At 67.8% G+C, this 12807-nt stretch carries 10 protein-coding genes; 6 read left to right on the forward strand and 4 right to left on the reverse strand.

What is annotated here, in order from left to right:
• Positions 1-223: 223 nt before the first annotated feature.
• Positions 224-2068 (forward strand): patatin-like phospholipase family protein, encoded by a 1845-nt coding sequence (locus OXM58_07655; protein ID MDE0148233.1) that lies wholly within the window; start codon positions 224-226, stop codon positions 2066-2068.
• Between the two features lie 27 nt (positions 2069-2095).
• Here the strand turns inward: OXM58_07655 and OXM58_07660 are convergent, their stop codons facing one another.
• The 4 genes from OXM58_07660 to OXM58_07675 are packed head-to-tail and all read right to left on the reverse strand — an operon-like array spanning position 2096 to position 7645.
• Positions 2096-3850, reverse strand: coding sequence for a thiamine pyrophosphate-binding protein (locus OXM58_07660; GenBank protein MDE0148234.1), 1755 nt, complete (start codon positions 3848-3850; stop codon positions 2096-2098).
• A 34-nt stretch (positions 3851-3884) separates the two neighbouring features.
• The gene (locus OXM58_07665; GenBank protein ID MDE0148235.1) at positions 3885-5474 is read right to left on the reverse strand and encodes an AMP-binding protein; all 1590 of its coding nucleotides are present in this window, start codon (positions 5472-5474) and stop codon (positions 3885-3887) included.
• Positions 5471-6436 carry an ornithine cyclodeaminase family protein gene (locus OXM58_07670; GenBank protein MDE0148236.1) on the reverse strand — a complete coding sequence of 322 codons (966 nt, stop codon included), beginning with the start codon at positions 6434-6436 and terminating at the stop codon, positions 5471-5473. The genes OXM58_07665 and OXM58_07670 overlap by 4 nt, the downstream gene beginning before the upstream one ends.
• Before the next feature lie 30 nt (positions 6437-6466).
• Complete coding sequence (locus OXM58_07675; protein ID MDE0148237.1) at positions 6467-7645, reverse strand: hypothetical protein; 1179 nt, start codon at positions 7643-7645, stop codon at positions 6467-6469.
• A gap of 134 nt (positions 7646-7779) precedes the next feature.
• Here OXM58_07675 and OXM58_07680 point away from each other — a divergent pair, with 134 nt between their 5' ends.
• The 5 genes from OXM58_07680 to OXM58_07700 all read left to right on the forward strand — a co-directional run bounded on the left by OXM58_07680 (position 7780) and on the right by OXM58_07700 (position 12793).
• Complete coding sequence (locus OXM58_07680) at positions 7780-8733, forward strand: methylenetetrahydrofolate reductase (GenBank protein MDE0148238.1); 954 nt, start codon at positions 7780-7782, stop codon at positions 8731-8733.
• 78 nt (positions 8734-8811) lie between these two features.
• Complete coding sequence (locus OXM58_07685) at positions 8812-9387, forward strand: Uma2 family endonuclease (GenBank protein MDE0148239.1); 576 nt, start codon at positions 8812-8814, stop codon at positions 9385-9387.
• A gap of 111 nt (positions 9388-9498) precedes the next feature.
• Positions 9499-9888 (forward strand): nucleotidyltransferase domain-containing protein, encoded by a 390-nt coding sequence (locus OXM58_07690; protein ID MDE0148240.1) that lies wholly within the window; start codon positions 9499-9501, stop codon positions 9886-9888.
• Positions 9889-9957: 69 nt separating this feature from the next.
• A complete protein-coding gene (locus OXM58_07695; GenBank protein ID MDE0148241.1) occupies positions 9958-11220 on the forward strand; it encodes a reductive dehalogenase in 1263 nt (420 codons plus the stop codon).
• Positions 11221-11224: 4 nt separating this feature from the next.
• Positions 11225-12793 carry an AMP-binding protein gene (locus OXM58_07700; protein ID MDE0148242.1) on the forward strand — a complete coding sequence of 523 codons (1569 nt, stop codon included), beginning with the start codon at positions 11225-11227 and terminating at the stop codon, positions 12791-12793.
• The last annotated feature ends 14 nt before the right edge of the window (positions 12794-12807 follow it).

Here is a 12807-nt window from a genome sequence, read left to right on the forward strand (position 1 = left end):
CATCCGGGGCGGCAAATTTGTTGGAACCTGGAGAATATAAGCGCTTGGCAAGATTGCATCCTCCGGGGCTTTGTCATGTGTTCACCCTGAAGTGCCGTCATCCCGAGTAGCCGCGGACCAGTGGCAGGTTGATTTGCGCGGCGCCACCGCAGGGGAGCCGAACAACGCATCAAGGCCGGCCGTGTATTCGACCGTACGGGCTTCGAAGCTCAACGGGTGAAGCATGTCGCAGGAAGAAGAATCGTTACGGGAAGTCGGCCGGAGAGGGCTGCGTCACCTGTTCCCCTCTCTGGACGAGGAGGGCCGCGCCCTCTGGGAAGCCCGTATGAGCGGGAGAAACCTTGCGAAAGGGGAGGTGCTCTTTCGTGAAGGCGATCCGTCGGATGCTCTGTATGTCATGTTGCAGGGACGACTCGTCGCTGTCGCCAGAAACGAGCGGCGCGAGGAAATTGTCGTCGCGGTCGTCGGTCCCGCGGAGACGGTCGGCGAGAACGGGCTCATTTCCAGCGACCCGAGAGACCTGACCATCAAGGCGCTGACCGACAGCAAGCTGTTCCGGCTGTCCAAGGACGACTTCGCCGCACTCCATCGGCAGCATCCCTCCACCCTGCTCGACCTCGCCCGGCTTCAGGCTCGGCGCCATACGCAGAACATCCAGACCTTCGTCACCAAGAATGAACGGCTGAAGAAGATCGCGCTGGTCCGAACCGAGAGCACTCCGACGATCGAAGCGTTCCTGGGGCGGTTCGGGGAGGGGCTATCTTCGGTGACGGGATCCTGGCTGGTGTCCTCGAACGACGTCGTGACGCAGTTCGGCAACGATGCGTCGTTCTTCCTCGACCTTATCGAGTATTTGAGCCTGGACCTGACCTGCCTCGTCTTCGAGGCGGAGGTGTCGGATCCCCGTCTGGAACTCTTCTACGAGAGCTTCTTCGATGCGGTCGTGTGGCTGGTGGACGCAGAGTCCTCCCCGGAAATCTGCCGCCGGCAATGGGAGGAGCGGTTTCCGCGCGTCTTCTCCTACGATGTGCGGCGGGAATTACTGCTCGTCCGGCGGCCCGGTGTCCCCAGGCGCGCCGGGCCCTGGTTGGAGGACGACGCCTTCGACCTCGTCCATCACGTCGAGCTCGACAACCGGTCGGATTACAACCGGTTAGTCCGGTTTTTCCGCGGCGAAGCGGTGGGCGTGGTGCTGTCGGGCGGCGGAGCCCGAGGTTGGTTTCATCTCGGCGCGATGCGCGCGCTGCAGGAGGCTCGAATTCCCATAGACGCCATCGGAGGGGCCAGTAGCGGGGCGTTCGTCGCCGCCTGCTACGCCGAGAACCCGGTCTATGACGAATACCGCCGCATGGTGCACGATGCCGCCATGGCGAACGCAGACCACATGGCGCTGCGCAACTTCACCATGCCCCAGGTGTCGATTTTCAACGACAAGCGCCCGACGGACACCCTGGTGGCCACCTTCGGCGATCGGCGCATCGAGGATCTTCAAATCCCGTTCTTCTGCGTGAGCTGCAACCTGAACCGGAACAAGGAAACTACCTGGCGGCAGGGGAATCTGTGGAGAAGCGTCCGCTCCAGCGCGGCCATTCCCGGCATCCTTTCACCCGTCATCGAAGACGGCGAGCTGCACTTCGATGGGGGCCTGGTGAACAACCTTCCGGTTGACGTGATGCGCCGGCTCCTGCCTCCGGGGAGCGCCATAGTCGCTGTGGACGTGACCGACACGAGCATGGACGAGACCAGCTACGACTTTCCCCCGAACCTTGGATTCGTGGATAGTCTGCTCATGTTCTTCAGGCTGAAGGGACGCCGGTACCGGTTTCCGAACTTTCGCGACACTCTTCTGAAGGCACTCATGGTCGGGGCGTTCGAACGAATCGAAAAGAACCGGGTCGAGGCCGATTTCCTGATCCGACCCGACCTGGGTTCGATCGGTATGACGGATTTCCGGGCGGGCCTGCCGCTGATCGAGACCGGCTATCTGGAGACGCACAGGCTTCTGGAGGCTCTGCCGGATACCGACCGCAGCCGCTTCTTCCTCAAGGACCGGGCCGAACTGCAATAAGCTGCCTGAAGCTCTGCCGGGGGCGCTTCACGCTTCCCCGCGCCGCTTCCGCTCCGCCTCGTCCCACACCGTCAGGGCGTGGAATTCGGGTACGAAGCCGAGGCCCTTCTTCGAGTCGGAGGATACGGCGTCCTGCGAGGTGACGACGTCGACGACGGCGGGCGCGCGTTCAAGAGCCCGGGCGATGGCGCCGGCCAGGTCCGCCGGGTCCTCGACCCGCTCGCCGTGGGCGCCGAGCGCGCGGCCCATGGCGGCATAGTCGCAGTGTTCGAGCAGGGTGCCGACGATGCGGCCGCCGTAATTGATATCCTGGTCGTGGCGCTCGATGTTCCAGGCGGCGTTGTTGGAGACGATGAAGACGGCCTTCGCGCCGTGGCGCACGGCGGTGTCGATCTCCATCGCGTTGATGCCGAAGGCGCCGTCGCCGTTGACCGAAATCACCTGCCTTTCGGGAAAGGCGAGGGCCGCGGCGACCGCGAACGGCACGCCGACCCCGAGGCAGCCGAAGATGCCGGCGTCCAGGTAGGTGCGCGAGTCGAGGCCGATGCGCGCGAAGCTCAGCAGGTCGCCGCCGTCGGCGATGGCGATATGGTCCGGATCGGCGGTCTCGCGGATCGCCTCGAAGATCGCCATCGGATGGATCTTGCCGTCGGCGCAACGCTTCGCCGCCGCCGATCCGGCGCCGCGGGCGACACGCTCCCGGTGCCTGCTGCGCAGGCCGTCCAGCCATTCGCTGTCGCGCACACCGGCGTCGTTGCCGAGCGCCTCGACAATGGCGTCGAGCGCGAGCCCGACATCGGCGAGCATCTCCGGCGCGCCGCGGCGGTTGTCGATCAGCTCGGCGCCGTTGTCCGCAATCCGCACGAACCGGGCCTCGGGAAGCACCGCCGGCGAGCCGAAGCCGAGCTGGTAGTCGAGCTTGCGCCCCAGCGTGATCACCAGATCCGCTCCGGCCATCGCCGCGCCGCGCATCGATCCGACGGCCGAGGGGTGGTCCGCCGGGACGAGGCCGCGGCTCTCCTGGGTATCGAGATAGAGCGCATCGGCGGCATCGAGGAAACGCAGCACCGCCTCCCCCGCGCCCCGGGCGCCGCGGCCGGAAATCGCCAGCGGCCGGCGGGCGGCGCGGATCGCGGCGGCGGCCTCGGCAACGCGGTCGGGATCGGGCGGCAGGCGGCGCGGCGGCGCCGGTTCGAGCCACTCGTCGAGCACGAGGTGCCGGGCGACCGGCCGGCGCAGCACGTCGGTCGGGATCTCGATATAGGCCGGGCCGGGTTCGCCCGTGTCCCCGGCGGCGCAGGCGATGGCCTCGTCCAGCTCGCGCAGGGCGTGTTCGGCGATCCGCGCCGTGCGGGCATAGCGGGTGATCGGGCGCATGATGTCGGTCTGCGGAACGCCCTGCAACGGGCCCATATTGTCCTGCACCCGCGGCGCGCAGCCGCCGATCAGCAGCACCGGCACGCGGGCGAGCGCAGCGTTGGCGACCGCCGTGACCGTGTTGGTAACGCCCGGCCCTGCCGTCGCCATCGCCACCCCGAGGCTTCCGGTAAGCTCGGCGTGGGCATGGGCCATGTGCATCGCCGCCCGCTCGTCGCGCACGTCGACGATGCGGATGCCGGCCTGCGCCACGCGATCCCAGATCGGCTGGATATGGCCACCCTGCAATCCGAAGACGCGGTCCACGCCGCGCGCTTTCAGGGCGCGGGCGATCCAGGCGGCGACGCTGGTCTCGTCGCGGTTGGAGTCCTGGCGTTCGGGGCCGTCTGCCGCAGCGGTGGTCATCGGCGCTCTCCGTTTGCAGTTTACCGGGGCGGAGTCAGGGGGCCCGTCCGTCCGGCGGCGTCCCGGATCGCGCGGCAAGCAGTTCGCGCAGCGTCCGGTGCAGGATTTTTCCCGTCGCGTTGCGCGGCATCTCCTCCTGGCTGAGGAAAACGATCTCGCGCGGCCGCTTGTAGCCGGCGAGGCGCTCCTTCGCCCAGGCGACCAGTTCGGCCTCGCCGATATTGTGACCGGCCTGCCGCACGACCGCGGCCTGGACGCTCTCGCCCCATTTCGGGTCCGGCCGGCCGACCACGGCCACGTCGCGGACCGCCGGATGGCGCCCCAGAACGGATTCGACCTCGGTCGGATAGATGTTCTCGCCGCCGGAGATGATGAGGTTCTTCTTGCGGTCGATGACGCGGATGTAGCCGTCCGCGCCGCGCAACGCGACATCGCCGACCGTGAGATAATCGCCGCGAAACGCCTCGGCGGTCTTGTCGGGCAGGTTCCAGTAGCCGTCGAAGGCGTAGGGCCCGCACGAGAAGAGTTCGCCGGGTTCGCCGTCCGGCACCTCGCGGCCGTCGTCGTCGAGCAGCCTGACCGGCGCCGAACCGATCACCTCGCGCCCCACGGTGCCGAGCTTGTCGAACTGCTCGTGCGGATGGAGCATGGTGACCCACCCGGCCTCGGTCGAGCCGTAGAGTTCGAAGAGACCGGCTTTCGGGAACATCTCCATGACCGCGCGCTTGGTGTCGGCGCGTGCCGGGGCGGAGGAGACCAGCAGTTTCGCGACGAGTTCGAAGCCTTCGACGGCGCGTTCGGATGCCGGAACGTCGAGCAGCATGGTGTAGTGGGTCGGCACCAGCGAGGTGAAGGTGGCCCCGGTCCGCGCGAAGGTGTGCAGGCACAGCGCCGGATCGAAGCTCCTGCGCGAAAGGATCGTGACCGTCGCGTTGCAATAGATGAATGCGGTGAGGAAGTTGAGCGAATTGGCGTGGCACATCGGCATGACGAGCAGCCCGTCGTCGCCGCGGTGCAGGCCCATTTCGACCTGGGTCATCAGGGCCAGCATCGCCATGCCGCGGTGGCCGCGGATTGCGCCCTTGGGATTTCCCGTCGTGCCCGAGGTGTACATGATGCACCACGGATCGTCGGGCAGGACGGTGGCATCGGGCTCGCTGTCCGCGGCCGCAGCCAGCAGGCCCTCATAGTCGCGCCATCCGGCAGACCCGGCGGACGGGCCGATCGCGATGAAGCGGTCCTCCGCCAGGGCGAGCGTGTCGCGAATGCTCTCGGCGACCGGGATCAGCGCATCTTCGACGATCAGCGCCGATGCGCCGCTGTCTTCGACGATGTAGCGCACTTCCGGCCCGGTCAGCCGGAAGTTGATCGGCACCGCGACCAGCCCCGATTTCGCGGCGGCTGCGTAAATCTCCGCCCATTCGACGCGGTTGTAGGCGAGGACCGCCACCCGGTCGCCCTTTGCGAGGCCGAGACCGGTCAGCGCGTTGGCGAGCCGGCAGGCCCGCGCATTCCATTGCCGGTAGGTCATCGCGCGCTCAAGGTCGCGCGCGGCCAGCTTGTCCGGCTGCACCCGCGCCTGCGCGCTCAAAACCTGGCCGAGGGTAAGGGGCGGGATGCTCATGCGCAGGCCTCCGGCGCCGCGGCCGTGACCCGGTCACAGGCCATATCGAACGCCAGCCGGGCCGCCGCCACGTCCTGGATCGCGATGCCGACCGAATCGTAGATGACGGTCGCCCCTTCCGACACAATTTTTGTTCCGGCGTAGACCTCGCCGACCTCCGCGAAGATAGCGCAGCCCGAGCCGCGGACATTGCCTGCCTGGTCACGCGCGGCATCGCGCGATTCGACCAGCACCGTATGGGCCATCGCATCGTCGTCCAGTTCCCGGCCGTCGGGGCCGTTCCAGCCGATCGAGGCGACCAGCGCGCCCTCCCGGACCCAGTTGCCTCTAAGCACCGGCTTCGTCGCCGACGTCGCGCAGACGACGATATCGGCATCGCGCACCGCCGCCTCGGCTTCGGTATGGAAGACAGCGCCGAGCGCCTCGGCGACCGGCCGGGCACGGGCTTCGTTGCGCCCCCACAGGCGCAATTCGGCGATCTTCCGGACCGCGCGGAGCGCCTCGGCATGGGCCCGCGCCTGGATCCCGTTGCCGAGAATGGCGGCAGTCTTCGGGCTCTCCGAGGTCAGCTTGCGCACGATGGCCGCCGTGCCGGCCGCGGTGCGCATTTCGGTGATCAGGCGGCCGTCCAGCACGGCGAGCGGCGACCCGTTCGCCATGTCGAACAGCAGGATGACGGCCTGGTGGGTCGGAACGTCCGTGCCGGCGTTGCCCTGGAACAGGGTGACGACCTTTACGCCCATCGCCCCTTCGGCCGCCCCTCCTATTCCGGAGCCGATCGCCGGCATCGCCCCCATGAACGCAGCCGCGCCCGGCACCGGGAGCATCTGGCGCACCGGCTGGACGACCCGGCCGGCCGAGAAGGCGGTCATCGCCGCCTCGATGGCGTCGACCAGGTCCGGCCAGCGCAGGACCGCGGCAATCTCCGCTTCGCCGATAAAGGGCAGGCGTTCGAAGCCCATGGCAGAGTCCCCCGCTCTGCGCGCCCGGTCTCAAGCGAAGCCGCGGGTCACAAGGAAGCTCTCGTCCTCGAACCACAGGCCGCCATACCGCTTCAGCACGTCGCGGGCCGCCTCCAGATAGTCGCCGTCGCGCAGCACGTCGACCATGCGGTCGTCCTCGATCTGCGCGACATAGGTTGCTGCGTTCCACGCCGCCAGAAGGGTCGAGGTGCCGATGCTCTCGCCGATTTCGTCGGGCAGGGCGTGCAACTCATAGCGGAACGACGATTCATCGTCGCGCAGCGCGTCGTAGTTCAGGTCGTTGTGGCTCCCGTCCAGCGCCTCTTTCATCGCCGCGATCAAGTCGCGGCGCGGGGTGACGAAGGGGAATTCCTCCTCCCACACGGCGTTGATCAGTTCCATGCCCGGATCCTTGCCGGTCGACTGAATGACGATCATCCGCCCGCCCGGCGACAGGGCGCGGGCCAGCGGCCCCAGCACGTTGCGCACCTTGATTTCGGCGCTGAGTCGGGCCCGGTAGGGCTGCGAGGCGATCACGAGATCGTAGCCGGCCGGCGCGCCGCCCGGCGGCGGGATCACGCCATCGAGGGCGAAGGCCCGGTCCTTGCGGTAAAGCACCAGGATCGACGGCTGGACATAGAGCGGGTTGCCGGTTTTCTCGCTGGTTTTCGTCTGCCAGCCTTCGGCCAGGACCGGGCCCAGATTGCGGACCTGCTCGTCGAATTCGTGCGCCGTGCTGCCCTCCAGCGCGATGTTCCAGCGCTTGACCGCCGGTTTGGTCTCCGGCCGGTTGACGCGCAGCCAGGGCGATTCGGCGTAGTAGAGATTGGTGATGACGACGACGAGCTGAGGGTGCTCCTGGAAACGGTCCGGCAGTTTTTCCAGGGTCAGCCGCACATCCTCCATGCTGATTTCCTTGCCGACGACGCAGAAGGGTATGGCGGGAAACTGCCGGTGCAGGTTGCGCATCACCCGGGTCAGCACGGTGCCGTCGCCAACGCCGGCGTCGAACAGGTTGAGCGCCGGCGGCGTCGGCTTCAGGAACGGGATTTCCCGGCCGACCCGCTGCGCCACTTCCCACTTCTCCGAGCAGGTCGTGACGAACATCAGGTATTTCTCGCGGTTGTCGAAGAAGCGGAAGGCGTGTTTCTCGCCCGCGCGCTCCGGTCCGGGATCGACCGTGACCGCCATTTTTGCCGCCTGCGCCATTTTCGCCTCGTCACCCGCTCCCGTCCCCGGCGGATTGCCGCCGCAGGGCATCCTGCTGTATGGCCGATAACCGCGGGCGGCGGCAAGGGCGGCCGGGCCGCAGGCGGCGAATATCAGGGATGGCGGAAAAGACGATGAACGGACCGGTATCGGCGAACGGACTGAAATCCGGCGGCAAACTGGAACGGGTGCTGGCCGCCGGCGGCTTCGCCGTGACCTGCGAGACCTCGCCGACCGCGACGACCGACCTGGCGCCCCTGCTCGAGCGGGTGGCGCCGCTGAAAGGCGTCGCCGATGCGGTCAACGTCACCGACGGCGCGACGGCGAAGGCCCACGTCTCCAGCCTGGTGCTGGCCGGCGCGATGATGCGGCAGGGCATCCAGCCGGTGCTGCAGTTCACCGTGCGCGACCGCAACCTGATCGCCCTGCAGGGGGATCTGCTCGGCGCCGGAGCGCTCGGCATCCCCAACATCCTGTGCCTGACCGGCGACGACCCGAAGAAGGGCGAGGAGCCGGACGCCAGCCCGGTGTTCGATCTCGATTCTGCCGGCCTGATGCGGCTTGCCCGCCGGATGCGCGACGACGGGCTGCTGAACGCCGGCCGCGAGATCAAGGGGCCGCCGAAACTGTTCATCGGCTGCGCCGACGCGCCGATGGTGCCGAAACCCGGCTGGGAGCCGAAGAGCCTGCGCGCGAAAATCGATGCCGGCGCCGATTTCGCCCAGACCCAATACTGTTTCGACCTGGAGACGGCGAAAATCTATTTCACGCGGCTCGCCGATTTCGGCATTACCGAAAGGCTGGCCTTCCTGGTCGGTATCGGGCCGCTCGCCTCGCTGCGCCAAGCGAAATGGATGGACGAGAACCTGTTCGGCGTTTCCATTCCCGACGCGATCCTGAAGCGGCTCGAAGGCGCGGACGACGAGCGGGCGGAAGGCAAAAAGATCTGCGCCGAGCTGATCCAGCAGCTGCGGGAGGTTCCGGGCGTGCGCGGCGTCCACCTGATGGCGCCGCGCCAGGAATCCGCCATGGCCGAGGTCATCGAAAGGAGCGGCGTGCTGGAGGACCGCCCGGCGCTCGCGGGCTGAACGCCGGCGTCTGTGCCGGTCTACAGCTCCGGATATCCCGTGGTATAGTCGGCGCTCCGCCATCGGGAGACCTTCGACATGGCCCCTTCCCAGGCCGCTCTCAAACGATCCGCACGCCGCGCGACCTACCAGGACGTGATCGACGCGCCGGCGCATATGGTTGCCGAGGTCGTCGAAGGGGCGCTTTACACCCATCCGCGGCCGGCCCCGCCGCATGCGCTCGCGTCGTCGTCTCTGGGAGGCGAACTCTCAAGCCCCTTCCAGAAGGGCCGTGGCGGCCCCGGCGGCTGGTGGATCATCGACGAGCCGGAGCTGCATCTCGGCGAGGACATCCTGGTGCCCGACATCGCCGGCTGGCGGCGCGAGCGGATGCCGGACTTTCCCGATACGGCCTTCTTCACCCTTGCGCCGGACTGGGTCTGCGAGGTGCTTTCGCCCTCGACCCGCGATCTCGACCGCCACGGCAAGCGCCCGGTCTACGCCCGCGAGGGCGTTGCCCACCTCTGGTTTATCGACCCGGTGGCGCGCGACCTCGAAGCCTTCGAACTGCGCGACGGCGAATGGGTCCTGATCGCCACGGCGCGCAACGACGACCCGGTCTCGATTCCGCCGTTCGAGGCGATCAGCTTCCCGCTCGACGCGCTCTGGCCGTAGGGCCGGAGTGCTGAGTGCAGGCCGTGACAATGGAGAGACGTCCGGTTTAGATTGCCGAAGAGCGCTCCCGCATGGCTTCAAACGCCTGCACCGTTTCCGGGAGGGACCAAGATGGCGGACGCGAAAACAGCCCCCGGCACGACGGCAATCGCGGCGCGCCGGGATGCCGGACGGAGGCTGGATGCGCCAACGCTGAACGATATTGTCCAGCGGCTCGTCACGGCGTGCCGGCCGGAAAAAATCGTACTTTTCGGTTCCGCTGCCCGCGGCGAGATGGGCCCGCACAGCGATGTCGACCTGCTCGTCGTCAAGGATTACGGCAAGGATTGGCGCGAACGGAAGCGCATCTACGACAGCATTTACCGGGAACTATGCGGTGTGCCGGTTGCCATCGATGTCATCGTGGCAACTCCGGGCGATGTCCAACGATACCGGAATTCCCACCCCCTGGTCTTCAAACCCGCTCTGCGGGAAGGCCGGACAGTCTACGATGCCGCCTGATCGATTTCCGCCGGAAAGCCTGTGCGGCGAATCGAGATCGCCGTAACAGACCGGATGCACCCAAGAGCCATGTCCGAACCCGCCCGCCGCAACATGCCCGAGCCGCTGTCGGCCGCCAACCCGCCGACGCTGGAGGCGCGGTTCGACGGCGATCTGCACCGGCCCGACGACACCGAATGCGGTTTCGAGATCGAGCCGGAGTTCCAGCGCTTCAACGCGTGCAACGACACCTTCGCCCGGGCGCAGTGGGACGAGACCGTCCGCTCCGAGAAGGCGCTCGACTGGTTCAGGTCCATGTTCACCCACGGGCTGGGGGTGCGCAAGACCGAGGGCTACCGCACCAGGGACTTCGCGATGCGCAACGCCGCCTGGGTCGGCGCCAATCTGCTGATCGAGCGCAAGCTGAAGGACGAGCGCCACGACGGGTTCCTCGACGAACTCACGCCCTACGCCCCGCCGGCGCCGACCCGCGAGCCGGTCGACGACCCGGCGGAAATGACGCTGGAACTGAAGCAGGCGGCGCGCATCTTCGGCGCCGACCTGATCGGCATCACGTCCACCGACCTGCGCTGGCACTACACCAGGCGCTTCAACGCAAAGACGCGCACCGAAAAGGAGAATGCCGACTGCGCCGGCCTGCCCCACTGCATCGTCGTCGGCACGGAAATGCCCGGCAAGGTGATCCAGACCATGCCCTCGGCGCTCGGCGGCACCGCGGCCGGCTACGGCTATTCCAAGGACGGGCTGACGCTCATGTCGCTCGCCCAGTTCATCCGCAACCTGGGCTACAACGCCGTCGCCTCGCTGAACGACACGGCCCAGTGCATCCCCTACGCCATCCAGGCCGGGCTCGGCGAATACGGCCGCCACGGGCTGGTCATCACGCCGGAATTCGGCCCGCGCCTGCGCTTCGGCAAGATTTTCACCGACCTGCCGCTGGTCCACGACAGGCCGAAGACGTTCGGCGTGAAGGAATTCTGCGACCTGTGCCGCAAATGCTCGGACGCCTGCCCGCCCAAGGCGATTCCGGACGGCCCGCCCGACGGCGCCTACCATAACGCCTCCAACTTCGTCGGCATCAGGAAGTGGAATGTCGACGGCGAGAAATGCTTCCGCTTCTGGGCCAACCAGGGCACCGAATGCGGCATCTGCATCCGCGTCTGCCCCTACAACAAGCTGCCGGAGACGACGCTGGGCCGGGTCTATTTCCGGCTCTGGAAAAGGCTGGCCGGCGGGCCGTTCCGGCGGATCGCTTTGTGGCTCGACAACGCGCTGGGCTACGGCAAGCGCTACAAGCCGGACTGGTGGTGGAAGAACCGGCCGGGCTGGTGACGCCGTGACTGCCCCGACCGCTTATGATCTGGTCTGGAACCAGGCGGACCGGTCGCCCGAGGCGCTGGCGATTCGGGACGACCGGACCGGCCGGCAATTCACCTACCGCCAGTTGATTGCGGAACTGGATGCGATCGCCGCTGGCTTTGCCGCGCGCGGCATCGGGCCGGGCGACCGGGTGGCGACCTGCCTGCCCAACATTCTCGAACACGGGCTCGCCCTGCTCGCGCTCACCCGGCTGGGCGCCGTCCCGGCGCTGGTCAATCCGCGCCTCAACCCCGTCGATATCGGCCGGCTGGTCGCCGCCGGCGCGATGAAGGGCGCGTTCGTGCTGCCGGATCCCGATGCCGTGAAGGCCGTTGCCGCCGCGCTGCCCGGAGGGGCGCCCTTGTTCGCGCCCGGCGGCGCGGTCGGCCAGGCTGAAGATTTCTCAACCTGCCGCGCCGACATTAGCGGCCTGCCGCCGCGGCCCGACCTCGATCGCGAAGACCCGGCGATCATCTTCTACACCTCCGGCACGACCGGCCTGCCCAAGGGCGTCGTGCTGGCCCAGCGCACCACCGAGCCGCGCGTGCTATGGCTGGCGACCCAGGGCGGCGTGCTGCACGGGCCGCACACGCGGGCGCTCGGCTTCATGCCGCTCGCCCACGCCATCGGCTTCTACGGCGTGTTTCTGGTGACACTGGCGTTCGGCGGCAGCTACCAGGTGATGAGCGCCTTCGATCCGGCGGCCGCCGTCGACCTGATCGAACGGCAACGGCTGACCTACACCTTCGCCGCGCCGACCCTGTATTACGCGCTGACCAGGGCGCCGAACTATGCGCCGGAGAAGCTGCGCTCCCTGCGCCGCGTGCTCTACGGCGGCTCGAACATTCCGGAGGAACTGATCGCCCACATGGACCGGTGCTGGGAGAATGCCGAGATCCGCCACATCTACGGCACCACGGAGACCATGTGCTCGGCCTACAACCCGGCGCCGGTCGGCGACCATCTCGCGCTGCGGCCCGGCTACTACACCCGCCTGCGGGTGGTGGCGCTGGGCGGCGGGCCGGACGACCTGATCGGCCCCGGCGAGGAAGGCGAACTGCTGGTCGCCGCCGACGCCGACACGATCTTCAGCGAATATCTCGGCCGGCCGGACGCGACGGCGGAGAAGGTGCAGGACGGCTGGGTGCGCATCGGGGACGTCGTGACCCTGGACGAACGCGGCTATTTCACCCTGCGCGGCCGGGTCGACGACATGATCCGCTCCGGCGGCGAGAGCATCCATCCCGGCGAGGTCGAGGCCATTCTGCACACCGCGCCGGGCGTCGACGACTGCTGCGCCATCGGCCTGCCCGACGAGCGCTGGGGCCAGATCGTCGTCGGCTGCATCGTCGGCGATGCCGAAGCCGCCGCGCTCGATGCCCACGCCCGGGCCTCGGACCTGCCCGGCTTCATGCGCCCGAAGGGCTATTTCTTCTGCGATGAAATCCCCCGCAATCCGGGCAACGGCAATATGCTGCGCCGACTGTTGCGCGAGGCGGCGGCACAGGCCCAGAATAGCGGCGCGCCGAGCTGGCGTACGCCCTGAACCGCCAAGGCCGA

Source organism: Rhodospirillaceae bacterium (assembly GCA_028819475.1).
GTDB lineage: Bacteria > Pseudomonadota > Alphaproteobacteria > Bin65 > Bin65 > Bin65.